At 63.8% G+C, this 25314-nt stretch carries 29 protein-coding genes; 17 read left to right on the top strand and 12 right to left on the bottom strand.

The window, feature by feature from the left end:
* The first annotated feature begins 20 nt into the window (after positions 1–20).
* Positions 21–563, top strand: a complete 543-nt coding sequence (locus FEM01_RS22770; protein ID WP_138221702.1) for a gamma carbonic anhydrase family protein — start codon at positions 21–23, stop codon at positions 561–563.
* A gap of 52 nt (positions 564–615) precedes the next feature.
* Positions 616–1263: an HAD family hydrolase gene (locus FEM01_RS22765; protein WP_138221701.1), complete on the top strand. Its 648-nt coding sequence runs from the start codon at positions 616–618 to the stop codon at positions 1261–1263.
* 35 nt (positions 1264–1298) lie between these two features.
* Here FEM01_RS22765 and FEM01_RS22760 read toward each other — a convergent pair whose 3' ends face one another.
* A complete protein-coding gene (locus FEM01_RS22760) occupies positions 1299–2378 on the bottom strand; it encodes an aminopeptidase (RefSeq protein WP_240791786.1) in 1080 nt (359 codons plus the stop codon).
* A gap of 78 nt (positions 2379–2456) precedes the next feature.
* Here FEM01_RS22760 and FEM01_RS22755 point away from each other — a divergent pair, with 78 nt between their 5' ends.
* A complete protein-coding gene (locus tag FEM01_RS22755) occupies positions 2457–2870 on the top strand; it encodes a hypothetical protein (RefSeq protein WP_138221699.1) in 414 nt (137 codons plus the stop codon).
* 54 nt (positions 2871–2924) lie between these two features.
* Positions 2925–3338 (top strand): DUF2057 domain-containing protein, encoded by a 414-nt coding sequence (locus FEM01_RS22750; RefSeq protein ID WP_138221698.1) that lies wholly within the window; start codon positions 2925–2927, stop codon positions 3336–3338.
* Positions 3339–3561: 223 nt separating this feature from the next.
* Here the strand turns inward: FEM01_RS22750 and FEM01_RS22745 are convergent, their stop codons facing one another.
* Complete coding sequence (locus FEM01_RS22745; RefSeq protein ID WP_138221697.1) at positions 3562–3795, bottom strand: DUF1161 domain-containing protein; 234 nt, start codon at positions 3793–3795, stop codon at positions 3562–3564.
* A gap of 72 nt (positions 3796–3867) precedes the next feature.
* Positions 3868–4293, bottom strand: a complete 426-nt coding sequence (locus FEM01_RS22740; RefSeq protein WP_138221696.1) for an OsmC family protein — start codon at positions 4291–4293, stop codon at positions 3868–3870.
* Positions 4294–4446: 153 nt separating this feature from the next.
* Between FEM01_RS22740 and FEM01_RS22735 the strand changes: the two genes are divergently transcribed.
* On the top strand, positions 4447–5451 hold the full coding sequence (locus FEM01_RS22735; protein WP_138221695.1) for an LLM class flavin-dependent oxidoreductase: 1005 nt from the start codon (positions 4447–4449) through the stop codon (positions 5449–5451).
* 91 nt (positions 5452–5542) lie between these two features.
* On the opposite strand, the gene FEM01_RS22730 is transcribed toward FEM01_RS22735, so the two are convergent.
* The gene (locus tag FEM01_RS22730) at positions 5543–5794 is read right to left on the bottom strand and encodes a DUF1161 domain-containing protein (RefSeq protein WP_138221694.1); all 252 of its coding nucleotides are present in this window, start codon (positions 5792–5794) and stop codon (positions 5543–5545) included.
* Positions 5795–5899: 105 nt separating this feature from the next.
* A complete protein-coding gene (locus tag FEM01_RS22725) occupies positions 5900–6115 on the bottom strand; it encodes a dodecin (RefSeq protein ID WP_042121737.1) in 216 nt (71 codons plus the stop codon).
* 153 nt (positions 6116–6268) lie between these two features.
* On the opposite strand from FEM01_RS22725, the gene FEM01_RS22720 reads away from it, so the two are divergent.
* Complete coding sequence (locus tag FEM01_RS22720; protein WP_138221693.1) at positions 6269–6592, top strand: DUF883 family protein; 324 nt, start codon at positions 6269–6271, stop codon at positions 6590–6592.
* Here FEM01_RS22720 and FEM01_RS22715 read toward each other — a convergent pair.
* Complete coding sequence (locus tag FEM01_RS22715) at positions 6589–7485, bottom strand: LysR family transcriptional regulator (RefSeq protein ID WP_138221692.1); 897 nt, start codon at positions 7483–7485, stop codon at positions 6589–6591. The genes FEM01_RS22720 and FEM01_RS22715 overlap by 4 nt on opposite strands.
* A gap of 224 nt (positions 7486–7709) precedes the next feature.
* On the opposite strand from FEM01_RS22715, the gene trpB reads away from it, so the two are divergent.
* Both trpB and trpA read left to right on the top strand, forming a co-directional pair.
* Positions 7710–8927 carry a tryptophan synthase subunit beta gene (gene trpB / locus FEM01_RS22710; RefSeq protein WP_138221691.1) on the top strand — a complete coding sequence of 406 codons (1218 nt, stop codon included), beginning with the start codon at positions 7710–7712 and terminating at the stop codon, positions 8925–8927.
* Positions 8924–9733: a tryptophan synthase subunit alpha gene (trpA, locus tag FEM01_RS22705; protein WP_138221690.1), complete on the top strand. Its 810-nt coding sequence runs from the start codon at positions 8924–8926 to the stop codon at positions 9731–9733. Before trpB ends, trpA begins: the two co-directional genes overlap by 4 nt.
* A 111-nt stretch (positions 9734–9844) precedes the next feature.
* On the opposite strand, the gene FEM01_RS22700 is transcribed toward trpA, so the two are convergent.
* Together FEM01_RS22700 and FEM01_RS22695 are read right to left on the bottom strand one after the other, a co-directional pair.
* Positions 9845–10177, bottom strand: a complete 333-nt coding sequence (locus FEM01_RS22700) for a DOPA 4,5-dioxygenase family protein (protein WP_138221689.1) — start codon at positions 10175–10177, stop codon at positions 9845–9847.
* Between the two features lie 120 nt (positions 10178–10297).
* The gene (locus FEM01_RS22695; protein WP_138221688.1) at positions 10298–11197 is read right to left on the bottom strand and encodes a choline sulfate utilization transcriptional regulator; all 900 of its coding nucleotides are present in this window, start codon (positions 11195–11197) and stop codon (positions 10298–10300) included.
* Positions 11198–11293: 96 nt separating this feature from the next.
* Here FEM01_RS22695 and betC point away from each other — a divergent pair, with 96 nt between their 5' ends.
* The 3 genes from betC (at position 11294) to FEM01_RS22680 (ending at position 15604) form a co-directional block, all read left to right on the top strand.
* Entirely contained in the window at positions 11294–12826 is a 1533-nt protein-coding gene (betC, locus tag FEM01_RS22690; protein WP_171031015.1) for a choline-sulfatase, read from the top strand.
* A gap of 14 nt (positions 12827–12840) precedes the next feature.
* On the top strand, positions 12841–13764 hold the full coding sequence (gene choX / locus FEM01_RS22685; protein ID WP_138221686.1) for a choline ABC transporter substrate-binding protein: 924 nt from the start codon (positions 12841–12843) through the stop codon (positions 13762–13764).
* Positions 13765–14038: 274 nt separating this feature from the next.
* Positions 14039–15604, top strand: coding sequence for a SulP family inorganic anion transporter (locus tag FEM01_RS22680; protein WP_138221685.1), 1566 nt, complete (start codon positions 14039–14041; stop codon positions 15602–15604).
* A 46-nt stretch (positions 15605–15650) separates the two neighbouring features.
* On the opposite strand, the gene aroE is transcribed toward FEM01_RS22680, so the two are convergent.
* The gene (aroE, locus tag FEM01_RS22675; RefSeq protein WP_138221684.1) at positions 15651–16475 is read right to left on the bottom strand and encodes a shikimate dehydrogenase; all 825 of its coding nucleotides are present in this window, start codon (positions 16473–16475) and stop codon (positions 15651–15653) included.
* 25 nt (positions 16476–16500) lie between these two features.
* The gene (gene hemF, locus FEM01_RS22670) at positions 16501–17412 is read right to left on the bottom strand and encodes an oxygen-dependent coproporphyrinogen oxidase (RefSeq protein ID WP_138221683.1); all 912 of its coding nucleotides are present in this window, start codon (positions 17410–17412) and stop codon (positions 16501–16503) included.
* A 132-nt stretch (positions 17413–17544) separates the two neighbouring features.
* Here hemF and FEM01_RS22665 point away from each other — a divergent pair, with 132 nt between their 5' ends.
* Positions 17545–18522, top strand: a complete 978-nt coding sequence (locus tag FEM01_RS22665) for an NADPH:quinone reductase (protein WP_138221682.1) — start codon at positions 17545–17547, stop codon at positions 18520–18522.
* A gap of 256 nt (positions 18523–18778) precedes the next feature.
* On the opposite strand, the gene FEM01_RS22660 is transcribed toward FEM01_RS22665, so the two are convergent.
* Positions 18779–19336: an L-threonylcarbamoyladenylate synthase gene (locus FEM01_RS22660; protein WP_138221681.1), complete on the bottom strand. Its 558-nt coding sequence runs from the start codon at positions 19334–19336 to the stop codon at positions 18779–18781.
* A 41-nt stretch (positions 19337–19377) separates the two neighbouring features.
* Positions 19378–20475 carry a DNA-processing protein DprA gene (gene dprA, locus FEM01_RS22655; RefSeq protein WP_138221680.1) on the bottom strand — a complete coding sequence of 366 codons (1098 nt, stop codon included), beginning with the start codon at positions 20473–20475 and terminating at the stop codon, positions 19378–19380.
* Positions 20476–20683: 208 nt separating this feature from the next.
* Between dprA and def the strand changes: the two genes are divergently transcribed.
* Genes def through FEM01_RS22630 form a run of 5 tightly spaced genes read left to right on the top strand, consistent with a single transcriptional unit; the run spans position 20684 to position 25206 of the window.
* Positions 20684–21190 carry a peptide deformylase gene (def, locus tag FEM01_RS22650; RefSeq protein WP_138221679.1) on the top strand — a complete coding sequence of 169 codons (507 nt, stop codon included), beginning with the start codon at positions 20684–20686 and terminating at the stop codon, positions 21188–21190.
* Positions 21191–21248: 58 nt separating this feature from the next.
* On the top strand, positions 21249–22181 hold the full coding sequence (fmt, locus tag FEM01_RS22645) for a methionyl-tRNA formyltransferase (RefSeq protein ID WP_138221678.1): 933 nt from the start codon (positions 21249–21251) through the stop codon (positions 22179–22181).
* The gene (gene rsmB, locus FEM01_RS22640) at positions 22178–23488 is read left to right on the top strand and encodes a 16S rRNA (cytosine(967)-C(5))-methyltransferase RsmB (protein ID WP_138221677.1); all 1311 of its coding nucleotides are present in this window, start codon (positions 22178–22180) and stop codon (positions 23486–23488) included. The genes fmt and rsmB overlap by 4 nt, the downstream gene beginning before the upstream one ends.
* Before the next feature lie 24 nt (positions 23489–23512).
* The gene (trkA, locus tag FEM01_RS22635) at positions 23513–24886 is read left to right on the top strand and encodes a Trk system potassium transporter TrkA (protein WP_138221676.1); all 1374 of its coding nucleotides are present in this window, start codon (positions 23513–23515) and stop codon (positions 24884–24886) included.
* 11 nt (positions 24887–24897) lie between these two features.
* On the top strand, positions 24898–25206 hold the full coding sequence (locus FEM01_RS22630; RefSeq protein WP_138221675.1) for a tetratricopeptide repeat protein: 309 nt from the start codon (positions 24898–24900) through the stop codon (positions 25204–25206).
* The last annotated feature ends 108 nt before the right edge of the window (positions 25207–25314 follow it).

Genomic DNA, 25314 nt, shown 5'->3' with positions numbered 1-25314 from the left:
CATTGCAGAGGAACACTATCATGGCCCTCCGGACGTTCCAGGAACACACGCCGAAAGTTGGACCACGCGCCTTCGTCGACCGTTCGGCGGTGGTCATCGGCGATGTCGAGATCGGTGAAGACAGCTCGATCTGGCCGCTGACGGTGGTGCGCGGCGACATGCACCGCATCCGCATCGGCGCGCGCACCAGCGTGCAGGATGGCAGCGTGCTGCACATCACCCACGCCAGTCCCTTCAACCCCGACGGTTTTGCGCTGGTCATCGGCGACGAAGTGACCATCGGCCATAAAGTCATGCTGCACGGCTGCACCCTCGGCAATCGCATCCTGGTGGGTATGGGCAGCACCATCATGGATGGTGCCATCGTCGAGGACGAGGTGATTATTGGCGCTGGTAGCCTGGTGCCGCCGGGCAAGCGCCTGGTCAGCGGCTACCTGTACATGGGCAGCCCGGTGAAGCAGGTACGCCTGCTGAGCGAGCAGGAACATGCGTTCTTCCCCTACACCGCGGGTAACTACGTCAAGCTCAAGGACCAGCATTTGGCAGAAGGCTACGACGAATAACCCTCAAGGGCACACCGCCGCTCCCGTAGAAACTTCCAGACACGAGTTGACCATGCACCAGCAAAACATCCTCTTCGACCTCGACGGCACACTCACCGACCCGCGCCAGGGGATTACCCGTTCGATCCAGTATGCCCTGGCCAAGCTGGGCATCGACGAGCCCGACCTGACCCGCCTCGAACACTTCATCGGTCCCCCCTTGCTGCAGGCCTTCATGCAGTTCTACGGTTTCGACGAAGCCAAGGCCTGGGAGGCGGTCAACTTCTACCGCGAGCGCTTCAAGGTCACCGGCCTGTACGAGAACCATGTGTTCGACGGCGTGCCCGAGCTGTTGCAAGCACTCAACGACCAAGGCCGCACCCTGTACATCGCCACGTCCAAGCCCTGGGCGTTCGCCCGTGAAATCGCCCGGCACTTCGCCTTCGACCGGCATTTCAAGGTGATCTACGGCAGCGAGCTGGACGGCACCCGGACCAACAAGGTCGAGCTGATCCGCCATCTACTGGACGAGGAGGGCCTGGATCCGGCACACACGCTGATGATCGGTGATCGCAAGCACGACCTGATCGGTGCGCGCAGCAATGGCCTGCAAGCGGTAGCGGTGGGCTATGGCTTCGGCAGCCGCGAGGAGCTGGAGGCCGAGGCGCCGGCGTTTCACTTCCAGACACTGACCGAGCTGCACCAGGCGTTCGTGCGCTGACGAATCAGGGCCGCTGTGCGGCCCTTCACAAGGTATCAATGGCGCGGCATCAGCTCACCAAGCGCAGCCTTGCGCTGCAAGGCCGGCATGCGTCCCAACTTTTCGACCTGTGCATAAAATTTCAGCCAATCCCTGTCAGCATTCTCGAACAGCTGGGAAAACGCCGGCACCCATTGGTCATAAAGTCCAAACGGCAGTAGCTTGGCATTGTTCAACGGCGCATACATCCACGCATCGAAACGCCGATCACCATGCCAGTCTCGGTCACGCACTTCACGGTACTCAGCACGCAGCCGCGCGAACTCAGCTTGTTTGGCCTCGCGCTTTCTGGCCTGGTCCAATGGTCCCGCATAGATCGCCTGCAAGCGCTCGCGGCTAGCCAGTACCAAGCGGATGAACTGCTCGCGCTGCGCCGCGCTGCCATCCTCGATCGCCCCAAGCCCACGGGCAGCACGCCATTGCCGCGTGCCTTCCTGCTCCACGAACGAGGCGAACGACTCGTTGAACGCGGTATCGTCCTTCACGTAGAAACGTTGATGCGCCAGTTCGTGGAAGATCACCGTGGCCAAGCGCTCATCGCCCCAGCCGGTCATGCTCGACAAAATTGGATCGTCGAACCAGCCCAGGGTCGAATAGGCCTCCACCCCGCCCACGTACACATCCAGCCCCTGCTGGCGCATCAAAGCCGCCGCGCCACGTGCGGCGCCCGGCTGGTAGTAGCCACGGTAGGCCACGCAACCGGCAATCGGGAAGCAGTGGGTCAGCGGCTGCAACGACAGCTCCGGGGTAGCGAACACGTTCCACACCACGTAAGGCCGACCAAGCTCCACGTACACCCGGTAGCTGCCGTTGTCCGGCAATTTCAGGTGCGCACTGGCAAAGGCCCGGGCCTGTTCGGCGAGCAGCAGGCGCTGGCGTAACGCCGGGCCGGTGGCCGGGTCGTCGATCACTTGCTGCACCGGCTCGCGGGCACGCAGCAGCTGCCACTGGCCGTTGGCGAGCTGTGCGTAGTAGCCAAGGCTTGAGCAACCGCTCAGCAGAACGCCCAGGGCGAGGGGAACAAAGCGCGTGAAAACACGGTCCAGAGCCCGACGGCTGCAGCGCCTGAAAAGCACACGTCCATACATAGAGGCTGTCTATCTCGCTCGTCGGCCGAATGCGACCAAGACTATCTCGCCAAGGGGAGCTTCGCCATGCGTACTCGGTTTGCCGTAGGCACACTCATGCTGCTGTCAGGTTGTGCCACGTTGCCCGACCCGGACCCGAACCAGGCCTGGATAGACCTGAGCGCGCACGACGACACCTCACTGCATGCCCTGCAAGTGGACGAACGCGACTGGGCAGACACCCGCTACTTCGAAGTACCGCCCGGCAATCACGAACTGACCGTGCGCTATCAGTTCGCCGTTGCGCCGAGCAATATCGGCCCGGTGCAAAACCCGCTGTGGCGCGATTGCCAGCTCAACCTGACGTTCAAGGACTTCAACGCCGGCCAGCGTTACCAGATGCAGGCCGGCAGCATCGGTTTTCGGCCCTGGATCAAACTCTACGACCAACAGCGCAAGCTGATTGGCCAGGGTGAACCTGCGGGCTGCCAACGCACCTGAAGATCATGAACGGCGCTATGCTTAAAGCCTATGAACCGCGAGCGGAGTTCTACCATGCGCCAGCCTTTGATGCTCATCGCCCTTAGTGCGCTGGGGGCGTGCGCAAGCCCTTTGCCTCCTGTCGACCCCGGCAAGGCCTGGGTCGATCTCTCCACCACCACCCCCGGTCGAACCATCATGGCCGACCGTCTGGATGGCCAACGCCTCAACGATGGCCGTTACTTCCAGGTATCACCCGGCAAGCACGAACTGGTGGTGCGCTTCGATTTCGAGGTGTACTCCGGCGGGCTCACCTCCGAGCCGACGGAACGGACCTGCTACCTCACCGTGCGCTTCAACGACTTCAAGGCAGGTGAACGCTACCGCCTGGAAGCGCGGGCACCGGTGATGCAGCCGCAGTTGCTGATGTACGACGCCAGCCGCAAGGTGGTGGTAGACGAGCCCAGCGAGGTGTTTTGCATTCCGTGATAACGCCCCTGTGGGAACGTAATGCTGCTCTCCCAGGCCTGCTTCGCAGCCCATCGCGGCATAAGGCCGCTCCTACACCGACCGCGCAAGCCGACATTCACGGGCTAGTGCGAAGGTTGTAGGAGCGGGCTTACCCCGCGAACACCGGCGCAGCCGGTACCATCCACCGCGTCGCGGTGGTCCGGTTCAAGCCGTTTTCAGGCATTGGTCAAGGCAGTTGCATCTACCGATCATTCTTCTGGTAAATGATTTTCTTGGTCCCGCCATCACAGCTGCCCACCACCATGCTCGAATCGCTGACGTCAGCGTTGGGTACGATTTCCAAGGTGTAGGAGGTCACTCCACTGGCCTGGATCTTGGTTTCGATCTCGGCCTTGAGTTCCTCGCACGGCTTGGGAGCCGCCAAAACAGCCGTGGCCAAAGTCGATGCCAGCACGGCGATTGCTACGCGGATCATGGAACGCTTCCTCAAAGGGCAGGCGGCGCTGCCGACGTTGGTTAGACTACCGCAACGCGCCGCCGTTGCGCCCTACTGCAGCAAGGTCGCGTCGAGCGTGATCGAGGCGTTGAGCACCTTCGACACGGGGCAGCCGGCCTTGGCCTGGTTGGCGATCTCCTGGAACTTCGCCTCGCTCGCACCGGGCACCTTGGCCTTGAGGGTCAGGTGCACCGCAGTGATGGCGAAACCGTCAGGCTGCTTGTCCAGGCTGACCTCGGCGATGGTGTCGATACGCTCGGGCGTCAATCCCGCTTCGCCCAGCATCATCGACAGCGCCATGGAAAAGCACCCTGCATGGGCGGCGCCGATCAGCTCCTCGGGGTTGGTCCCCGGCGTGCCCTCGAAGCGCGTGTTGAAGCCATAGGGGTTTTGCTTGAGCGCCCCGCTTTCTGTGGACAACAGGCCCTTGCCGTCCTTCAGGCCACCTTGCCAGATCGCCGATGCTGTCTTCTTCATGTTGCCTCCTGGTACTGGGTTGACTACCTAGAAATGTGAGGACAGCGTCGACGCCAAGTTCAGATCAATCCCAGGCCAGCCATTGAATCCATCGAATGTGCCCATACACAGTCCATAGGGCCTTCGGGCCAACCATCCATTGCGGAGGCTCCAATGACGCACCTGCGAGACCTGAAAATTTCCACCCTCGACCTGGTGCCCGTGCGCGCCGACAGCGGCCCTGCACAGTCGCTGCGTAATTCGCTGGACCTGGCGCAACACGTCGAGCGCTTCGGCTACCAGCGTTTCTGGGTGGCCGAGCACCACAACATGGACGGCATCGCCAGCTCCGCCACGGCGGTACTGATCGGCTACCTGGCCGGCGGCACCTCGACCATCCGCATCGGTTCTGGCGGCGTGATGCTACCCAACCACGCGCCGCTGGTGATTGCCGAGCAGTTCGGCACCCTGGCCAGCTTGTATCCGGGTCGCATCGACCTGGGGCTGGGCCGCGCGCCGGGCTCAGATCAAATGACCGCGCATGCCCTGCGCCGCGACCGCGCCGGCAGCGCTGACGACTTCCCAGACGATGTCGAGGAGCTGTCACGCTATCTCGGTCCGCGTACCGATGATCAAAAAGTGATCGCCGTCCCAGGCCACGACACCGAGGTGCCGATGTGGCTGCTCGGCTCCAGTCTGTTCAGTGCGCAGTTGGCAGGCATGCGCGGCATGCCCTATGCGTTCGCCTCGCACTTCGCACCGCGCTACATGCACGAGGCGATCCGCATCTACCGCGACCACTTCAAGCCGTCGACCAGCCTGGATAAACCCTACGTGATGCTCGGGGTGCCGATGGTGGTGGCCGAGACCGACGAGAAAGCCGAGTACCTGGCCACGTCGGTGTACCAGCGCATCCTCGCCCTGATGCGCGGCCAGAGCTTGATGCAGCGCCCTCCGGTGCAGAGCATGAACGGCCTGTGGCTACCCCACGAACGTGAAGCGGTGAGCAGTTTCCTGGGCTTGGCGATGATCGGCAGCCCGCAAAAGGTGCGGGCAAAAGTGGAGGTGTTGCTGGAGCAGACAGGGGCCGATGAATTGATCTTCACCAGCGACCTGTACGAACACGCCGACCGGATTCGCTCTTATGAACTGATGGCGCAGGCGCTAAAAACCGAGTGAAAGGCCTCGCAGGTAACCGCCCCCACAGCGACCGTGCGCGTTGCGCCGGGTGCCACCTGTGGGGGCGAATACCCGCGAAGAACGCAGCAGCTTAGCTGCGCTTGTAGACAATCTCCTTGGTCCCTGCCTCGCAGGTGCCGACGACCTTGCCCGCCACTTCACCCTTGGCCACTTCACCCTTGGCCACTTCACCCTTGTTGACGATCTTCAGTGAATACCCTGTGACCCCCTTGGCATCGAGCTTAGCGGCGATTTCCGCCTTGAGTTCCTCGCACGGCTTGCCCGCCGCCAAAGCCCCGCCCGCCAGTGCCATCAGCCCCATCGCAACGATCAACTTCTTCATCTAGCGCATTCCTTGTACAGATAGAAAGTCGAAAAGGGCGCAGCCGCTGCGCCCCCCTCTGGCTAATTACCCCATCGCGCCGGGCAAAGCCAGCCCGGATCTCGATCAGCTGTTGGCGATACGGAAACCCACCTTCAGCGTCACCTGGAAATGCGCAGCCTTGTTATCGCGGATGTGCCCGCGCGTATCGACCACTTCGAACCACTCAAGGTGCTTGATGCTCTTGCCGGCCTCAGCCAGGGCATTGTTGATCGCATCCTCGATGCTGGTCGGCGAGGATCCCACCAGTTCGATTTTCTTGTAGGTGTGATGATCGGACATGAGCGCTCTCCTTTTGCGTGAACCGTCAGTTGAGCCTAGCAGCGCAGGCCTGGTTTACCTGCGAGCACACTTGGCCCTGCAAAGTTCGATCGCACTTTCGGCAGGCGGTGTAGTCGCAACCATTACACCCATTCACTGCGAAGGAGAGTCACCATGGCCCACAACTCGCTGCGCAAGACCTCGCTGGAAAGCATGGAAGCGGAGATCGAGAGCCTGCTCAAGGCACTGGAGCACCTCAAGCATGACGCCTCGGAAGAGTCCCACAAAACCATGAAGGCGCTGCGCGGCAATGCCGAGAACGCCCTCAAGCACTCGCGCAGCCTGCTCAGCGATGCCTACGAAGAGGTCAAGACCCGCACCCGCGAAACCAGCATCGCCACCCGTGACTATGCTCAGCAGCATCCCTGGACCACCGCAGGTGTGGCCGTTGGCGCCCTAGGCCTGTTGGCCGCCTACCTGATGTGTCGCCGCAACTAACCAGCTTGCTGCGCAAGCGCCTGGCGCAGCCACTGCGCCAGGCGTTCTGCGCGCCCATCGGCAGCGCGCCGAGGCACCCACAGGGCCAAGGCCGCGCGGGTAGGGGAAAAGCCCCAGGGCGCGGCCAAACGCCCGGCCTTCAGGTCGTCCGCCACCAGCGGCTGTGGCGCGATGGCCACCCCCAGGCCTGCGACCGCTGCCTCCAACAGGTAGTACAGATGCTCGAAGGTTTGGCCGTACTCGAGCACATCGCCTGCCAACCCATTCTGCTCTGCCCATGTCGGCCAGGCTTGCGGCCGGGACGTGGTATGAAGCACCACTTCTTGCTGCAATGCCTCGGCTGACGCGGCTTTCAAACGATCGTAGCCTTCGAAGTGCGGGCTCAGCACTGGGCCGATACGTTCCTCGGCAAGCACATGCACCTGCATGTCTGCCGGCCACGGCGGCTCAGCGAACACCAGCAACGCGTCCAGGCCAGGGCGGCGCGGGTCGAGGTCGCCTTCGCCGGCTGACAGGTGCAGGCGCAACTCTGGCAGGTCGGCTTTCAAGCGTCCGAGCCGGGGTATGAACCAGCGCGCCAGCAAGCTACCAGAGCAGCCCAACACGAAGGGCGCCTCGAACGCGTCCCGCGATAGCTCGGCGCAGACGCCGCGCAAGCGGTCGAACGCCTCGAAGCTGGCATCGCGCAGACGAATACCGGCATCTGTGAGTTTGACGCCACGCCCGTCCTTGACGAACAGCGCCACACCCAGATGCTCTTCAAGGACCTTGATCTGCCGGCTTACCGCGCCATGGGTCACGTGCAGCGCTTCGGCAGCTTGGCTGACGCTGTTGAGCCGGGCAGTCGCCTCAAAGGCGCGCAAGGCGTTGAGCGGGGGAAGGTCGTGGGCCATTTTACTTGTGAGTTTTTCTGACAGGTTTGCGCAATCTTATCGGTTTTCATGACAGCGTGCGCTAGTTAGAGTAAAGCCCATCGACGGTGTTGGTTTCTTCGCGGGCAAGCCCGCTCCCACAGGGAAGGTGTAAACCTGAGGATGACCTCGATCCTGTGGGAGCGGGCTTGCCCGCGAAGAAGCCAACACGCAACCAACCCCTTACACCGCCTATGGAGCGTCCCATGACCCAGACCCAATATCGCGCCGGCCCAGATGCCAACGGCCTGTTCGGCGCGTTCGGCGGCCGCTACGTGGCCGAAACCCTGATGCCGCTGGTGCTGGACCTGGCCCGCGAGTACGAAGCTGCCAAGGCCGATCCTACGTTCCTCGAAGAACTGGCCTACTTCCAGCGCGACTACATTGGCCGTCCCAACCCGCTGTACTTCGCGGAACGCCTGACCGAACACTGCGGCGGCGCGAAGATCTTCTTCAAGCGTGAAGAACTCAACCACACCGGCGCGCATAAGGTGAACAACTGCATCGGCCAAGTGCTGCTGGCCAAGCGCATGGGCAAGAAGCGCCTGATCGCCGAGACCGGCGCCGGCATGCACGGTGTCGCAACCGCCACCGTGGCCGCGCGCTTCGGCCTGCCCTGCGTGATCTACATGGGCGCCACCGACATCGAGCGCCAACAGGCCAACGTATTCCGCATGAAGCTGCTGGGCGCCGAGATCGTGCCCGTCACCGCCGGCACCGGCACGCTGAAAGACGCCATGAACGAGGCCCTGCGCGACTGGGTCACCAACGTCGACGACACCTTCTACCTGATCGGCACCGTGGCCGGCCCGCACCCGTACCCGGCGATGGTCCGCGACTTCCAGTCGATCATCGGCAAGGAAACCCGCGCCCAGTTGCACGAGAAGGAAGGGCGGCTGCCCGACAGCCTGATCGCCTGCGTCGGCGGCGGCTCCAATGCCATGGGCCTGTTCCATGAGTTCCTCGACGACGCCAGCGTGCGCATCATCGGCGTCGAAGCCGGCGGCCACGGCGTGAGCACCGACAAGCACGCGGCCAGCCTCAACGGTGGCGTACCTGGCGTGCTGCACGGCAATCGCACCTACCTGCTGCAAGACGGCGACGGCCAGATTACCGACGCGCATTCGATCTCCGCTGGCCTGGACTACCCCGGCATCGGCCCAGAACACGCCTACCTGCATGAAGTGAAGCGCGTGGAGTACGTCAGCATTACCGACGACGAGGCCCTGGACGCCTTCCACACCTGCTGCCGCCTCGAAGGCATCATCCCGGCGCTGGAAAGCGCCCACGCCCTGGCCGAGGCGATCAAGCGCGCCCCGACCCTGCCCAAGGACCACCTGATGGTGATCTGCCTGTCTGGTCGTGGCGACAAGGACATGCAAACCGTGATGACCCACATGGCCGCCCAGGAGAAACAGGCATGAGCCGTCTCGAACAACGCTTTGCCGAACTGAAAGCCGAAGGCCGCGCGGCCCTGGTCACCTTCGTCACCGCCGGCGACCCAGGCTACGACGCCTCGCTGCGCGTGCTCAAGGGCCTGCCCGCCGCAGGTGCCGACGTGATCGAGCTGGGCATGCCCTTCACCGATCCGATGGCCGATGGCGTGGCCATCCAACTGGCCACCCTGCGCGCCCTGGAAGCGGGCCAGACGCTGGCCAAGACCCTGAAAATGGTGCGTGAATTCCGCGTCGACAACCAGACCACGCCGATCGTGCTGATGGGTTACTACAACCCGATCCACCGTTTCGGTGTGCAAGCGTTCGTCGCCGAGGCGCAAGCCGCTGGCGTCGATGGCCTGATCATCGTCGACCTGCCGCCGGAGCACGACGCCGAGCTGGCGACCCCGGCCCAGGCCGTTGGTATCGACTTCATCCGTCTGACCACCCCGACCACTGACGACGCGCGACTGCCGCGTGTGCTGGAGCGTAGCTCCGGGTTCGTCTACTACGTGTCGGTGGCAGGCGTCACCGGTGCAGGCTCGGCAACGACCGAACAGGTAACCGAAGCGATCACCCGGCTGCGCCGCCACACCGACCTGCCGGTGAGTGTCGGTTTTGGTATCCGTACGCCCGAGCAAGCGGCGGCCATCGCGCGCCTGGCCGATGGCGTGGTGGTGGGTTCGGCGCTGGTCGACAAGATCGCCCAGGCCAAGGACGCTGACCAGGCTGTCGACGACGTGCTGAGCCTGTGCTCGGCGCTGGCTGAAGGTGTGCGCGGCGCGCGGCGCTAGCAGCGCCAGCCCGCTCCCACGCGTGCAGCGCCAGCTTGAAGCTAGGCGCGCCTCTGTGGAAGCGGGCTTGCCCGCGAAGCATCGCAAAGCAACTGGCTGGCCGGTGTAGGCCTAACCTGCAAAAATCGACAGGTCCAGCGGCCTGACCGCGCCCATCCAGATCGCATGGTCGCGGTGATCGGCCAACTCATCGCCCGTCAGCGGGTGCAAGAACACCACCAGCCCTTTGCGATACAGCGCCAGCCACGGCAACACCACGCCCACCAACTCCGGGCCGAAGGCCAGCTGACAGCTCCAGTCCGGGTGCGGGCCGACCGGTTTCTGGTGCATACGCCCCATGCTCACGCCAAACAGCCGCGTCGCCTCTTCGCACAGCTCGCGGGCCTGCTCCATGGTCGATGCGTCGTAGTACACGTGGGCGTGGTAACCCTTGATCCTTTGCACGGTGGCTCCTGTTTAGACAGCGTTTTGCCTTAGCATCGGCGTTGTCTGCTTCGCGGACAAGCTCGCTCCCACATGAAAAGTCTGGCGCGGTCCCGACGGTGGGTTGCGCAGCAACCCCAGTTACGACCCACGCTCCTGCTCCAGCCAATCCACGAACCGCTCGATCAACGCCCCGCGCCGCTTACGCGGCGGCAGCACCGCGTAATACCCGCGTGTCGAGCGCAAACTGCCCTCCAGCGGGCGGCACAACAGCCCTTGCTCAACCAAGCCGTCTACCAGGTGTGCCCAGCCAATCGCCACGCCTTGTCCGGCGATTGCCGCCTGGATCAGCAGAGTGTAGTTGTCGAACCGCAGTTGTCCGGCAGGCGGCGGGCTATCCACACCCAGCCCTCGAAACACCCCAGCCCAGTCGAACCAGCGGCTGGCCTGCTCGCCCTTCAGATGGAGCAACGGCAACCGTTGCAAGGCCACGGCTGACAAGGGTTTGTCACGGATCAGACGCGGGCTGCAGACGGGAAACACCTCTTCGTCGAACAGCCATCGGGGCTCACCTTGGTGAAAGCGCCCATCGCCGAACAGCACCGCCACGTCGATGTCCGGGCGCAACATGCCCTGGCTGCGCTCACCGGTCACCAGACTCACATCCACGTGCGGATAGGCTGCGTGAAAACGTTGCAGCCTGGGCATCAACCAGAACGCGGCGAAGGCGAAATCAGTGGCCACCTGCAATACCTCGCGCTGGCCACGCCCACTGACCTGCGCCACCCCTTCGTCCAGGGCCTGCAAGCCTTGTTGCACCTGCTCGAACAGCACCTGGCCTGCCTCGGTCAGCTCGATGCCTCGGTAGATGCGGTCGAACAGCCGGGTACCCAATTGCACTTCCAGGCGCTTGACCTGCTGGCTCACCGCCGGCTGTGTGGTGCCCAGTTCGAGCGCAGCGGCGGTGAAACCACGCAGGCGGGCGGCGGCTTCGAATACGCGCACGGTGTCGAGCGACAAGTCAGCGAGGTGGTCATACATAAGCTGGGCTAATCCCACTCATTGCCCGGCATGGGCTTTACCGCCTTTATCCACAGCAGCATGCTCGATTGCAAGCACTCCCCATAACAATCGAAGATGGAAGGCACACCAGTGAAGCGACCCAACATCCTGTTCATCATGGCCGACCAGATGGCCGCGCCGCTGCTGCCGATCTACGCCCCGTCACCGATCAAGATGCCTAATCTGGCCCGGCTTGCCGAGCAGGCGGTAGTATTTGACGCCGCCTACTGCAACAGCCCCCTGTGCGCGCCGTCGCGCTTCACCCTGGTCAGCGGCCAACTGCCAAGCCGCATCGGCGCCTACGACAATGCCGCCGACTTTCCCGCCGACGTGCCCACCTATGCCCACTACCTGCGTCGCCTCGGCTACCGCACGGCGCTGTCGGGCAAGATGCACTTCTGCGGCCCCGACCAGTTGCACGGCTACGAAGAACGTCTGACCAGCGACATCTACCCGGCCGACTATGGCTGGGCGGTGAGCTGGGATGAGCCACACGTGCGCCCGAGCTGGTACCACAACATGTCGTCGGTGCTGCAAGCCGGGCCCTGCGTGCGCACCAACCAACTGGATTTCGACGAGGAGGTGGTGTTCAAGGCTCGCCAGTACCTGTACGACCACGTGCGCCAAGGCGATGACCGGCCATTCTGCCTGACCGTGTCGATGACCCATCCCCATGACCCGTACAGCATTCCCCAACACTACTGGGACTTGTACGAGGCTGTGGATATTCCACTACCGTGCGACGAAATCCCCCAGCACCAGCAAGACCCGCATTCAAAACGCCTGCTCAAGGTCTACGACTTGTGGGACAAGGCCCTGCCTGTGGATAAAATCCGCGACGCCCGCCGCGCCTACTTCGGTGCCTGCAGCTACATCGACGACAACATCGGCCAGTTGCTGCGCACTCTCGAAGAATGCAGCCTGGCTGACGATACGCTGATCGTGTTCTCCGGCGACCACGGCGACATGCTCGGCGAGCGTGGGCTCTGGTACAAGATGCACTGGTTCGAGATGTCGGCCCGGGTGCCGCTGCTGGTGCACGCGCCGCAACACTTCAGACCCGCGCGGGTCAGCGCCAACGTGTCCACCTGCGACCTGCTGCCCACCCTGGTGGAACTGGCCGGCGGCGCTGTGGATAAACAACTGCACCTGGATGGCCGCTCGCTGCTCGGTCACATGCAAGGGCAGGGCGGGCATGACGAGGTGATTGGCGAGTACATGGCCGAGGGGACGCTCGGCCCGCTGATGATGATCCGCCGTGGCGCCTACAAGTTCGTGTACAGCGAGGACGACCCATGCCTACTCTTCGACCTGAGCCGCGACCCGCACGAGCGGGAGAACCTCACCGGCAGCCCAGACCACCAGGCGCTGCTGCAGGCATTTGTCGATGAGGCACGCCAGCGCTGGGATATCCCCAGCCTGCGCCAGCAGGTGTTGGCAAGCCAACGGCGCCGCCGCCTGGTGGCCGAGGCACTGGCCATCGGCAAGCTGAAAAGCTGGGACCATCAACCGTTGGTGGACGCCAGCCAACAGTACATGCGCAACCATATCGATCTCGATGACCTCGAGCGCAAGGCACGTTATCCACAGCCCGCACCCCTGGATTGAGCAGAGAGGCCGCCATGCAGAAGTTCTCCACCGCAGTGATCGCCCTGGCCCTGGGCCTGGGCACCGCCCATGCCGCCGACAGCGACGCGCAATGCAGCACCGTGAAGCTGGCCGACCCCGGCTGGAGCGATATCGCCAGCACCAACGCCATAGCCCGCCTGCTTCTGGAAAGCCTGGGCTATCAGGTGAAGGTCGACAGCCTCGCCGTACCGATCATCTATGGCGGCCTTAAAGACGGCCGGGTAGATGCTTTTCTCGGCAACTGGATGCCGGCGCAGCAGGGCTTCCATGACAAGTTCGTCGCCACCGGCGATGTGCAGCGCTTGTCGCGCAATCTGAAGGGTACCGAATTCACCCTCGCGGTACCGGACTATGTGTGGGACGCCGGGGTGAAGGACTTCGCCGACCTACAAAAATACGCCGCACAGTTCGACAAAAAGCTCTACGGTATCGGCTCCGGCGCGCCGGCCAACCTATCGTTGAAAGAGATCATCGACAACAATCAGTTCGGGCTGGGCCAGTGGAAGCTGGTGGAGTCCAGTGAGCAGGCGATGCTGACGCAGGTGGACCGGGCAGTGAAGAAACAGCAGTTCATCACGTTCCTGGGCTGGACCCCGCACCCGATGAACGTGAAGCTGAAGATGCACTACCTGACCGGCGGCGAGCAGTGGTTCGGCAGCCAGGGTGAGGTGTACACCCTGACCCGCAAGGGTTATCCACAAGCCTGCCCGAATGCCGCCAAGCTGCTGGGCAACCTGACGTTCACCCTGGACATGGAAAACGCCATCATGGCCGAGGTTGTGGATAAAAAAGTGAGTTTCGACGACGCGGCCAAGGCCTGGGTCAAGGCGCACCCACAGGTACTGGAGGGTTGGCTGGCCGGGGTGACGACCAAGGCCGATGGCGATGCAACAGCGGCAGTAAAAGCCAAAATCTGAGTTTCGTCTGCTAGGCCTCCTACAGGTGTGCGCATTANAGAGAACTGATTTCGCAAGCGCTCCGCGTACCCTGTGGGAGCGGCGGTTCGGCGCCCCGACTTGCCCGCGAAGCAGGCGACTCGGTGGATGGCACCGGCTTTGCCGGTGTTCGCGGGCAAGCCCGCTCCAACAGATTCCTTCTAAATCAACAAGTTATGTGTAGTTCTATGAGAGCGGCCTTGTGCCGCGAAACGAGGGCAGAGCCCTCGCCTGCGATCTCGAACCAGGAACACCCATGCCACGTCTAGACCACCTGCTGCCCTTCCTCACCTGGCTCCCCCGTCAATCGGGCCGCAGCCTGCGCCAGGATCTGCTGGTGGGTCTGAGCGGCGCCATCCTGGCCCTGCCACAATCGATCGCCTACGCGCTGATCGCCGGCCTGCCCGCCGAATACGGCCTGTACGCCGCCATCGTGCCGGTGCTGATCGCCTGCCTGTGGGGCTCGTCCTGGCACCTGATCTGCGGGCCAACGGCGGCCATCTCCATCGTGCTCTACGCCAGCATCAGCCCGCTGGCGGTGTCCGGCAGCGCCGACTATGTGACGCTGGTGCTGCTGCTGACCTTGCTGGGCGGCGCCTTCCAACTGCTGCTGGGGCTACTGCGCTTCGGGGCCTTGGTCAATTTCGTCTCGCATTCGGTAGTGCTCGGCTTCACCCTTGGCGCAGCGATCGTCATCGCCCTTGGCCAACTGCCCAATCTGCTGGGCCTGGACCTGCCAAGCCAGGCCACAGCGCTCAAAACCGTGCAGGACCTGGTCGGGCATGTCGGCGAAGTGGACCTGCCGTCGCTTGCGCTGGGCCTGGCCACGCTGGTGATCGGCGTCGCCCTCAAGCTCTGGCGTCCACGCTGGCCGAGCCTGTTGATCAGCTTGCTGCTGGTAAGCCTGGGGGCCTGGTTGTTGCCGGGTTACTTCGGCCATGTGCCCAGGGTGGCGGCGTTCACCGGCCAGCTTCCGCCGTTCAGCCCGCTGCCGTTGCTGGACCTGGAACTGATACTGCGCCTGCTGCCCAGCGCGGTGGCGGTGGGTATGCTGGGGCTGGTGACGAGCCTGTCGATCGCGCGCTCATTGTCGGCGCGTTCGGAACAGCTGATCGATCCAGATCAGGAAATCCGCGCACAGGGCCTGTCGAATATCGCCGGGGCGTTTTTTTCCGGCTACCTGTCCGCTGGGTCCTTCACCCGCTCGGGCCTTAGCTTGGAAGCCGGGGCACGCTCTCCGCTGGCCGGGGTGTTCTCGGCACTGTGGGTGGCGCTGTTCGCGCTGGTCGGCGCCGGGCTGATCGCCCACCTGCCGCTCCCGGCGATGGCCGGTAGCATCCTGCTGATCTGCTGGGGGCTGGTCGACCATCGCGGCATCCGCGCGTTGTTCCGGGTCAGCCGTTCGGAGTTCGTGGTGATGGCACTGACCGCCGCCGCGACCCTGCTACTGGAGCTGCAAACGGCGATCTACGCCGGAGTGCTGGCGTCGCTGTTCTTCTACCTCAAGCGCACCTCGCGGCCACGGGTGCAGCAGAGCCGGGAAGGGCAGGCGGATGTGCTGCGCGTGGGTGGATCGATCTTCTTCGGCGCCGCACATTACTTGCAGGTATGTTTGCAGCGTTGCGAGGGGCCACATGTGGTGATCGATGCGCGGCAGGTGAACTTCATCGATTACTCGGGCGTGGACATGCTGCACCGCGAGGCGCGACGCTTGATGCGCCAAGGCGGCAGCCTGACGCTGCAGGGCGCACGCGCGCAGGTGGTGGAAGAGTTGCAGAAGCTGGAAGGGGTGCAAGGTTGCCCGATCCGTTTTACAGATTGATCGAGACCGCTCGCGAAGGGCCGCACAGCGGCCCTGAGAAGTCTGCTTAGGCGCGCGCTAGCTGCCGGCGCAGCTCATCCAGCACCGGCCCGGTTTCAGGCCGCACCCCGCGCCAGATGAAGAACGCTTCAGCCGCCTGCTCGGCCAGCATCCCCAGCCCATCGAGCACCTTGGCCGCACCCAGCCGGGTCGCCCATTCGCAAAACGGCGTAGGCGTCTTGGCATACATCATGTCGTAGCACACCGTACGCCCGGCCTCAACCAAGCTGTCGGCGATCGGCGGCAGCTCACCGGACAGGCTCGCCGAGGTGGCGTTGATGATCACATCGACCGGTTCCTGCAACCAGGCAAACCCGCTGGCCACCACCGGCCCCAAGGCATCGAACTCACGCGCCAGTTGCTCGGCTTTTTCCACCGTGCGGTTGGCGATCACCAGCGATTGCGGTCGGTGCGCCAGGATCGGCTCCAGCACACCGCGCACCGCGCCGCCGGCACCCAGAATCAGAATGCGCTTGCCGGCCAGCGACACCCCAGCGTTCACCGTCAGGTCGCGCACCAGCCCCGCGCCATCGGTGTTGTCGCCTTGCAGCGTGCCGTCGGCCAACTTGCTCAGGGTGTTCACAGCGCCTGCCCGCTGCGCCCGCGGGGTGAGGCTGTCACACAGGCGATAGGCCTCTTCCTTGAACGGCACGGTGACGTTGGCACCGCTGCCTTGCTTGAAGAAGCCCCGGGCACAATCGCTGAAATCATCCAGCGGCGCCAGCAGCGTGGCGTACTCAAGCTGCTCGCCGGTCTGCTCGGCGAACAAGCGGTGGATCAACGGCGACTTGCTGTGGCCAATGGGATTGCCGAAAACGACGTACTGGTCCATGACGACTCCTTGGTTATCCACAGGCTTACTGGGCCAGCCAGTCGCGATCTTGCAGGAAGTATTCAGTCAGGCGCGCTTCCTCGCTGCCGGGTTCGGCCTTCCAGTCGTAGCCCCAACGGACCTGCGGCGGCAGCGACATCAGGATCGACTCGGTACGCCCCCCGGACTGCAAGCCGAACAAGGTGCCACGGTCATAGACCAGGTTGAATTCCACGTAGCGCCCGCGCCGGTATTCCTGGAATTCGCGCTGTTGCGGGGTATACGGGGTATCTTTGCGGCGCTGGACGATCGGCAGGTAAGCCTCGACATAGGCATCGCCGATGGCGCGGATGAAGGCGAAGCAGGTGTCGAAGTCCCATTCGTTCAGGTCATCGAAGAACAGCCCGCCAATGCCACGCGGCTCGCCACGGTGCTTGAGGTGGAAGTAGCGATCGCACCAGGCCTTGTAGCGCGGGTACACGTCGGCGCCGAACGGCGCGCAGGCCTGCTCGGCAACGCGGTGCCAGTGCACACAGTCCTCTTCATGGCCATAGTACGGGGTCAGGTCGAAGCCGCCGCCGAACCACCACACCGCCTCTTCACCCTCTTTTTCGGCAATGAAGAACCGCACATTGGCGTGGGACGTCGGCACATGCGGGTTGTGCGGGTGGATCACCAGCGACACGCCCAGAGCCTCGAAACCACGCCCCGCCAGCTCCGGGCGGTGCGCGCTGGCCGAAGGGGGCAGGCCTGCGCCGAACACGTGACTGAAGTTCACGCCGCCTTTCTCGATCACCTTGCCGTCACCGATCACCCGGGTACGCCCGCCGCCGCCCGCTTCACGCACCCAAGCGTCCTCGACGAAGCGGGCGCCGCCGTCCTCGTGTTCGAGGGCTGTACAGATGCGGTCTTGCAGGTCGAGCAGGTAGGCTTTTACGGCCTCGGTGCGGCTGGTCATCGGATCACCTGGACGGAGCGTGGAAAATTCGCCGCACAGCATACCACCGGCAAACCCCGCGCCGCAGTTGACGGCGATCAAGCAAAGGCGTCCGATAGAAGGCCTTTCCAATGCCGACGACAGGAGTGAGTGATGGCCAAGCGAATCCAGTTCAACCAGCATGGTGGCCCGGAAGTACTGCAGCTCGTGGACTTCGATCCGGCGCCACCCGGTCCGCAACAGGTGCGTGTGCGCAACCATGCGATTGGCCTGAACTTCATCGATACCTATTTCCGCAGCGGGCTGTACGCACCGCCCGCACTGCCGTCGGGTCTGGGCACCGAGGCCGCTGGGGTCGTCGAAGCGGTGGGCGAGGGCGTCACCCGTCTGAAGGTGGGCGACCGTGTGGCCCACGCTGGCGGCCCGCTGGGCGCCTATAGCGAAGTCCACACGCTGCCTGAGGCCAGTCTGGTCAAGCTGCCCGACAGCATCAGCTTCGAGCAGGCAGCGGCGGTGATGCTCAAGGGCCTGACCACCCAGTACCTGCTCAAGCAGACCTACGCGGTGCAACCGGGCGACTTCATCCTGTTCCACGCAGCGGCCGGCGGCGTCGGATCGTTGGCCTGCCAGTGGGCCAAGGCCCTCGGCGCGAAACTGATCGGTACCGTCAGCTCGCCCGAGAAAGCCGAGCGCGCCAAGGCGCTGGGTGCCTGGGCCACAATCGACTACAGCCGTGAAGACGTCGCCAAGCGTGTGCTGGAACTGACCGACGGCCAGAAATGCCCGGTGGTGTATGACGGCGTTGGCGCCGATACCTGGCTCACCTCGCTAGACTGCCTGAAACCCCGTGGGCTAATGGTGAGCTTTGGCAACGCCTCTGGCGCGGTGACTGGGGTCAACCTCGGCATCCTGTCGCAGAAGGGCTCGCTGTACGTCACCCGGCCAACGCTGGCGACCTACGCCAACAACGCCGAGAACACCCAGGCCATGGCCGATGACCTGTTCGCGATGATCGCCAGTGGCAAGCTGGTGGTGGATATCCAGCAGCGGTATCCGCTGAGCGAAGCGGCCAAGGCGCAGAGCGAGCTGTCGGCGCGGCGCACGGTGGGGTCGACTGTTTTGCTGCCTTGAGTTTGCGAGAGTAAGGTTCCTAGCTTGACCAAGCCGGTTCGCAAGCGTAGCTCTTTGAGCTGAGGTTGTGCTGGTGCGCCGGCTGAGTTTCAAGTTATCCGGGCGAGTGCATCCTTACCCTTTGGCCGCTTACGCGGCCTTTATTTTTTGGGCTTGTTCTTATCCCCATTCGGGGCGGTCAGCCGGTTGAAGCACAAACGTAAAAGCTTGTAGGGCGCGCCTTTCAGCGCTCCCTGTCCAGAACTGTGGATAAGTATCAACCCGGTCGCACAACCTCACCGGTCGCCAGGTTGCGAATCAAGCTCGGGTTCTTGCGCCCGCCCAACGCACCGCCGAGCACCATGTCCAGCTGACCATGGAAATACTGCTCGACCCGCAAGCGGCTTTTCGCCGCCGGTCGCCCGCCGGGGTTGCAGGAAGTAGAGATCAGCGGCCCGACCAATGCACATAGCTCGCGTACCTGGGGGTGATCGCTGACCCGCAGCGCCACGGTGTCGTGCTGGCCAGTCACCCACTCGGGCAACAGGTCCTGGTGCGGTACCAGCCAGGTGTTGGGGCCTGGCCAGGTAGCACTCATGCGCTCGATCCAGTCCTCGGGAAAGTCCTCGAACAAGAAATCGAACTGGCGAATGTTGTCGGCGACCAGAATCAGGCCTTTATCCACAGGCCGCGACTTTAGCGCCAACAGGCGATACACCGCGTCTTCGTTCCACGGGTCGCAGCCCAGGCCCCAGACCGCTTCCGTTGGGTAGGCGATGACTGCGCCCGCCCGGATCTCACGTGCGGCTTGTTGCACACGAAAACTGCTCACCATTTTGCGTCTCTCCGCATTTAAACACCGTGCGCGCAGTGTACTTAGCCGGCCCTGGCAAACCAACGTCCACCTTCATTGCTGACCCGCCCTTCAAGCTCCAGTTCGGTGAGGCTGGCCAGCACCTGGGCCAGCGGCTGACCACTGCTGTGAGCCAGGCCTTCGCTGGTCTGTGGGGCAGCGTGCAACAGCGCGAGCAGGGGATGGCCAGGGTTGTCCACAGCCGCGGCTGGCAGGTTCTGCCAGCCGCGCAGGCTTTCGAGGATCTGCTCGATGCTTTCGACCAGCAGTGCACCGTCACGAATCAACTGGTGGCAGCCCTTGGCGCCGGGGTGGTGGATGGACCCGGGAATCGCATACACCTCGCGCCCTTGCTCGGCTGCCAGTCGGGCGGTGATCAACGAACCGCTGGCCAGGCTCGCCTCGACCACCAGCACACCCAGGGACATGCCGCTGATGATGCGGTTACGCCGAGGGAAGTTGCCGGCCAGCGGCCCGGCATCGAGCGGGTACTCCGAAACCAACGCGCTGCCGCTGTCGATCATCGCTCGCGCAAGGTCACGGTGGCGCTGTGGATAAAGTTTTTGCAAGCCGGTGCCGAGCACCCCGATGGTGTGCCCACCGGCGCTCAGGGCGCCCCGATGAGCGGCACCATCCACACCCAGAGCGAGCCCGCTGGTGATGGTGAAGCCGGCCTGGGCGAGGTGTCGCGCGAAGGCGCCAGCGGTGTCCAGTGCCGGGGGTGACGCACGCCGGCTGCCAACGATCGCCAACTGTGGACGCTCCAGTAATGAGGGGTCGCCTGCCACGAACAACAAGGGTGGCAGATCGTCGATTTCACCCAGCAAAGGTGGGTAGCCAGGGCCGTCCCACATCAATAAATGCTGGCCCGGGCGCTCTATCCAGGCCATCGCAGCCAATGCACCGTCTCGCACTTGCGCACTGCGCCGGGCGTCTATACTGGCTGCCGGTATACCGAGTGAACGCCATGCGCTGGCCGGCGCGCTGAGGGCCGACGAAGCACTGCCGAAGGCGTGTATGAGGGTGTTGAAACGCCGCAGACCGACTTCTGGCAGGCGATGTAGACGCAATCGCGCTTCCAGTTCGGCTGGCGCGCAAGGCGACGAATGGTGTGCTGGCATAGGCATCTTCCTTGATCGCACAGCGGCCACTCCTGCGGCACAAGCTGTGGATAACTGTGTTGATAACGCTTTGAAAACCTGTCCATCGAATGGGCTATGAACGGTCCTCTCACACCCTAGCCGAGCTTTCACAGGTGCCTTGCCAAGCGTTTACCTTTATTATGTGTGCTCAGTTTTCAACCGACCGCACAGTGACTGCCTGACGCCTATGGCCATCTTGAACATCCTCGAATTCCCCGATCCGCGCCTGCGCACCATTGCCAAACCGGTCACGGTGTTCGACGACGCCCTGCGCCAGCTGATCGACGACATGTTCGAAACCATGTACGAAGCTCCTGGCATTGGCCTGGCCGCCACCCAGGTGAACGTCCACCAGCAGGTGGTGGTCATGGACCTGAGCGAAGACCGCAGCGAACCGCGCGTCTTCATCAACCCCACGGTCGAGGAACTGACCGACGACATGGGCCAGTACCAGGAAGGCTGCCTGTCGGTGCCGGGGTTCTATGAGAACGTCGATCGCCCGCTGCGCGTACGGGTCAAGGCCCAGGACCGCGACGGCAAGCCTTACGAGCTGGAATGCGAAGGCCTGTTGGCGGTGTGCGTGCAGCACGAGTTCGATCACCTGAACGGCAAGCTGTTCGTCGACTACCTGTCTCAACTCAAACGCGACCGGATCAAGAAGAAGCTGGAAAAGCAGCACCGCCAGCAAGCCTGATCGCCCCCTTCCAAAGGCTTGCTCCGGCAAGCCTTTTTCTTTTTGCAGCGAGAACTCCATGCGCATCGTCTTTGCAGGCACTCCAGAGTTTGCCGCCGAACACCTCAAGGCCCTGCTAGACAGCCCGTACGAGATCGTGGCCGTCTACACCCAGCCGGACCGTCCCGCCGGACGTGGCCAGAAACTCATGCCAAGCGCCGTCAAGGCGCTGGCCGTGGCCCACGACATCCCGGTGTACCAGCCGCAGACCCTGCGCAATGTCGATGCTCAGGCCGAACTTGCCGCACTCAAGCCCGACCTGATGGTGGTGGTGGCCTACGGCCTGATCCTGCCCCAGGTGGTGCTGGATATCCCGCGCCTGGGCTGCATCAACAGCCACGCCTCGCTGCTGCCGCGTTGGCGCGGTGCTGCGCCGATCCAGCGCGCCGTGGAGGCCGGCGACGCCGAGAGCGGCGTAACCGTAATGCGCATGGAAGCGGGCCTGGACACCGGCCCCATGTTGCTCAAGGTGATCACCCCGATCAACGCCGACGATACCGGCGGCACGTTGCACGACCGCCTCGCGACCATGGGCCCTAGTGCCGTGGTACAGGCCATCGCCGGTCTTGCCGAGGGTTCGCTGCAAGGCGAAGTCCAGGACGATGCTCTGGCCACTTACGCCCACAAGCTGAACAAGGACGAAGCGCGTCTCGACTGGAGCCGTCCGGCCGTGGAGCTGGAGCGCCTGGTGCGCGCCTTCAACCCGTGGCCGGTGTGCCATAGCAGCCTCGACGGTGAAAGCGTGAAGGTGCTGGCTGCCGACTTGTCCACAGGCCAGGGCACCCCGGGCGAGATCCTGTCTGCCAGCAAGGACGGCTTGGTCGTCGCCTGTGGCGAGGGCGCCCTGAGCCTGACCCGTCTGCAACTGCCTGGCGGCAAGGCCCTGGCCTTCAGCGACCTGTTCAACAGCCGCCGCGAGAAGTTCGCCAGTGGCAAGGTGCTCGGCCAATGAACCCACGCCTGGCCGCCGCCCGTGCCCTTGCCGCTGTGCTCAGCGGCAAGGCCTCGCTGAACAGCTCATTGCCGGCGCAACTGGACAAGGTCGATGAGCGCGACCGTGGCCTCACCCAGGACCTGGCCTTCGGCACCGCCCGCTGGCAGCCGCGCCTGGACCTGCTGGCCGCGCAACTGCTGCAAAAGCCGTTCAAAGCGGCTGACGCCGATGTTCAGGCGTTGCTGCTGGTGGGTCTGTACCAGTTGTTCTACACCCGCATTCCCGTGCACGCGGCCATCGGCGAAACCGTCGGCTGCGCTGACAAGCTGAAGAAGCCATGGGCCAAGGGCCTGCTCAACGCCGTGCTGCGCCGCGCCCAGCGCGAGGGTGAAGCACTGCTCGCCGACATGCAGCGCGACCCAGTGGTACGCACCGCCCACCCACGTTGGCTGCAGAAGTCTCTCAAGGCCTTCTGGCCCGAGCAATGGGAGGCCATTTGCGCGGCCAACAACGCCCACCCGCCGATGATCCTGCGGGTCAACCGACGCCAGCATAGCCGCGACGCCTACCTGGCGCTGCTGGCCGAGGCCGCTATCGAAGCCCGCGCCTGCTCGTTCAGCCGTGACGGCATCGTGCTCGCCGAAGCCTGCGACGTGCGCAGCCTGCCTGGCTTCGCAGAAGGCTGGGTGAGTGTGCAGGACGAAGCTGCGCAGCTGTCTGCCGACCTGTTGGAACTGGCTCCCGGCCAACGCGTGCTCGACGCCTGCTGTGCCCCTGGCGGCAAGACGTGCCACTTGCTCGAAGCAGAACCGGGCCTGGCGCATCTGGTTGCCATCGACCTGGAAGCCAAGCGCCTGACACGCGTGCGTGAGAACCTCGAGCGTCTGCAACTGGACGCCGAACTGATCGCCTGCGACGCCCGCGACACCGCCAGCTGGTGGGATGGCAAGGCGTTCCAACGCATTTTGCTGGACGCACCCTGTTCAGCCACCGGGGTTATTCGTCGTCACCCGGACATCAAGCTGACCCGCCAGGCCGAGGACATCCCGGCCCTGGCCGCATTGCAAGGTGAACTACTCGATGCCCTGTGGCCAACCCTGGAAGTGGGCGGCATGCTGCTGTATGCCACCTGTTCGAGCCTGCCGACGGAGAACACCGAAGTGATCGACGCGTTTCTCGCCCGCACCCCCGGTGCCCGCGAGCTTGACCTGGCCACCGACGCCGGCCTGCGCCAACCGCATGGCCGCCAGTTGCTGGCCCAGGAAGGCGGCCACGACGGTTTCTACTATGCCAAGCTGATCAAGATCGCCGCTTCGCGCGGATAAGAACAAGAAGGTAGGGAATAGCCGATGAAGATCATCATCCTCGGCGCAGGGCAGGTGGGCGGTACGCTGGCAGAACACCTGGCCAGCGAGGCCAACGACATCACCGTGGTCGACACCGATGGCGACCGTCTGCGTGGCCTGGGCGATCGCCTGGACATCCGCACCGTGCAAGGCCGCGGCTCACTGCCGACGGTTCTGCGCCAGGCCGGGGCCGACGACGCCGACATGCTGGTGGCCGTGACCAACAGCGACGAGACCAACATGGTGGCCTGCCAGGTCGCCTATTCGCTGTTCCACACCCCGACCAAAATCGCCCGGGTGCGCGAATCGGCCTACCTCACACGCGAAGAGCTGTTCGACAACGACCACATCCCTGTGGACGTGCTGATCAGCCCCGAACAGGTGGTGACCAACTACATCAAGCGGCTGATCGAGCACCCCGGCTCCCTGCAAGTGATCGACTTCGCCGAGGGCAAGGCTCAACTGGTGGCGGTCAAGGCTTACTACGGCGGCCCGCTCGTGGGTCAGCAACTGCGCCAGATCCGCGCCCACATGCCGAACGTCGATACCCGCGTGGCGGCGATCTTCCGCCGCGACCGACCGATTACGCCGCGTGGCGACACGGTGATAGAGGCCGACGACGAAGTGTTCTTCATTGCCGCGCGCAAGGATATCCGCGCCGTGATGGGCGAACTGCGGCGCATCGACGAGACCAACAAGCGGGTAGTCATCGCCGGTGGCGGACAGATTGGCGAGCGCCTGGCCGAGGCCATCGAGAGCCGCTACCAGGTAAAGATCATCGAGATGAATCCGGCGCGCTGCCGCCAGCTTTCCGACACCCTCGAAAGCACCGTGGTGTTGCAGGGCAGCGCCTCGGACCGGGACCTGATGCTCGAAGAGAATATCGCCGACGCCGACATCTTCCTGGCCCTGACCAACGACGACGAGGCCAACATCATGTCATCGCTGCTGGCCAAGCGCCTGGGTGCGCGCAAGGTGATGACCATCATCAACAACCCGGCCTACGTGGACCTGGTGCAGGGCGGCGAGATCGACATCGCAATCAGCCCACAGCTGGCCACCATCGGCACCTTGCTGGCCCACGTGCGTCGCGGTGATATCGTCAGCGTACACTCGCTGCGCCGCGGTGCGGCCGAGGCCATCGAGGCAGTGGCCCATGGTGACGCGAAGTCGAGCAAAGTGGTGGGCAAGGCCATCGAGGACATCGCCCTGCCGCCAGGCACTACCATTGGCGCGATCATCCGCGAGGACGAGGTGCTGATTGCCCACGACGACACGCTGATCGAGTCAGGCGACCATGTGATCCTGTTCGTTGTGGATAAAAAGCATATCCGCGATGTGGAGAAGCTGTTCCACGTCGGCCTGAGCTTCTTCTGAGGAGAAACCCCATGCGCGAGTCGCTGGAAAAGATGCTGGCCAAGGGTGTGGATAACCCACTGCTACGTTTCGGCCTGGGCAAAGCCTGGCTGGACGAAGGCAACGGCGCCGAAGCGGCGCTGCATCTGGCCAGTTGCGTGCAACAGGACCCGAAGTATTCGGCGGCGTGGAAGCTGCTGGGCAAGGCGTATCAGTTGCAGGGGGATGTGGCTGGGGCGCGCAAGGCCTGGGAGGAGGGGATCGAGGCGGCGCAGGCGCATGGGGACAAGCAGGCCGAGAAAGAGATGACGGTGTTTCTCAGGAAACTGAACAAAGCTTGAGATTGCCGGGGGCTGCTTTGCAGCCCATCGCGGCGCGAGGCCGCTCCTAAAGGGGATCACGCTCACCTGTGTAGGAGATTACCCAGCCCTTTGGGCCGCGCTGTCGCG

Source organism: Pseudomonas mosselii, from assembly GCF_005796105.1.
GTDB classification, from domain to species: Bacteria; Pseudomonadota; Gammaproteobacteria; order Pseudomonadales; family Pseudomonadaceae; genus Aquipseudomonas; species Aquipseudomonas mosselii_C.
This window is presented reverse-complemented; position numbering and strand designations above follow the sequence as displayed.

Bases quoted from the DNA above. Each gene is read 5' to 3' on its own strand.
- FEM01_RS22770 (WP_138221702.1), top strand. From the start codon at position 21: ATGGCCCTCCGGACGTTCCAGGAACACACGCCGAAAGTTGGACCACGC.
- FEM01_RS22765 (WP_138221701.1), top strand. From the start codon at position 616: ATGCACCAGCAAAACATCCTCTTCGACCTCGACGGCACACTCACCGAC.
- FEM01_RS22755 (WP_138221699.1), top strand. From the start codon at position 2,457: ATGCGTACTCGGTTTGCCGTAGGCACACTCATGCTGCTGTCAGGTTGT.
- FEM01_RS22750 (WP_138221698.1), top strand. From the start codon at position 2,925: ATGCGCCAGCCTTTGATGCTCATCGCCCTTAGTGCGCTGGGGGCGTGC.
- FEM01_RS22745 (WP_138221697.1), bottom strand. From the start codon at position 3,795: ATGATCCGCGTAGCAATCGCCGTGCTGGCATCGACTTTGGCCACGGCT.
- FEM01_RS22740 (WP_138221696.1), bottom strand. From the start codon at position 4,293: ATGAAGAAGACAGCATCGGCGATCTGGCAAGGTGGCCTGAAGGACGGC.
- FEM01_RS22735 (WP_138221695.1), top strand. From the start codon at position 4,447: ATGACGCACCTGCGAGACCTGAAAATTTCCACCCTCGACCTGGTGCCC.
- FEM01_RS22730 (WP_138221694.1), bottom strand. From the start codon at position 5,794: ATGAAGAAGTTGATCGTTGCGATGGGGCTGATGGCACTGGCGGGCGGG.
- FEM01_RS22725 (WP_042121737.1), bottom strand. From the start codon at position 6,115: ATGTCCGATCATCACACCTACAAGAAAATCGAACTGGTGGGATCCTCG.
- FEM01_RS22720 (WP_138221693.1), top strand. From the start codon at position 6,269: ATGGCCCACAACTCGCTGCGCAAGACCTCGCTGGAAAGCATGGAAGCG.
- FEM01_RS22715 (WP_138221692.1), bottom strand. From the start codon at position 7,485: ATGGCCCACGACCTTCCCCCGCTCAACGCCTTGCGCGCCTTTGAGGCG.
- trpB (WP_138221691.1), top strand. From the start codon at position 7,710: ATGACCCAGACCCAATATCGCGCCGGCCCAGATGCCAACGGCCTGTTC.
- trpA (WP_138221690.1), top strand. From the start codon at position 8,924: ATGAGCCGTCTCGAACAACGCTTTGCCGAACTGAAAGCCGAAGGCCGC.
- FEM01_RS22695 (WP_138221688.1), bottom strand. From the start codon at position 11,197: ATGTATGACCACCTCGCTGACTTGTCGCTCGACACCGTGCGCGTATTC.
- betC (WP_171031015.1), top strand. From the start codon at position 11,294: ATGGAAGGCACACCAGTGAAGCGACCCAACATCCTGTTCATCATGGCC.
- choX (WP_138221686.1), top strand. From the start codon at position 12,841: ATGCAGAAGTTCTCCACCGCAGTGATCGCCCTGGCCCTGGGCCTGGGC.
- FEM01_RS22680 (WP_138221685.1), top strand. From the start codon at position 14,039: ATGCCACGTCTAGACCACCTGCTGCCCTTCCTCACCTGGCTCCCCCGT.
- aroE (WP_138221684.1), bottom strand. From the start codon at position 16,475: ATGGACCAGTACGTCGTTTTCGGCAATCCCATTGGCCACAGCAAGTCG.
- hemF (WP_138221683.1), bottom strand. From the start codon at position 17,412: ATGACCAGCCGCACCGAGGCCGTAAAAGCCTACCTGCTCGACCTGCAA.
- FEM01_RS22665 (WP_138221682.1), top strand. From the start codon at position 17,545: ATGGCCAAGCGAATCCAGTTCAACCAGCATGGTGGCCCGGAAGTACTG.
- FEM01_RS22660 (WP_138221681.1), bottom strand. From the start codon at position 19,336: ATGGTGAGCAGTTTTCGTGTGCAACAAGCCGCACGTGAGATCCGGGCG.
- dprA (WP_138221680.1), bottom strand. From the start codon at position 20,475: ATGCCAGCACACCATTCGTCGCCTTGCGCGCCAGCCGAACTGGAAGCG.
- def (WP_138221679.1), top strand. From the start codon at position 20,684: ATGGCCATCTTGAACATCCTCGAATTCCCCGATCCGCGCCTGCGCACC.
- fmt (WP_138221678.1), top strand. From the start codon at position 21,249: ATGCGCATCGTCTTTGCAGGCACTCCAGAGTTTGCCGCCGAACACCTC.
- rsmB (WP_138221677.1), top strand. From the start codon at position 22,178: ATGAACCCACGCCTGGCCGCCGCCCGTGCCCTTGCCGCTGTGCTCAGC.
- trkA (WP_138221676.1), top strand. From the start codon at position 23,513: ATGAAGATCATCATCCTCGGCGCAGGGCAGGTGGGCGGTACGCTGGCA.
- FEM01_RS22630 (WP_138221675.1), top strand. From the start codon at position 24,898: ATGCGCGAGTCGCTGGAAAAGATGCTGGCCAAGGGTGTGGATAACCCA.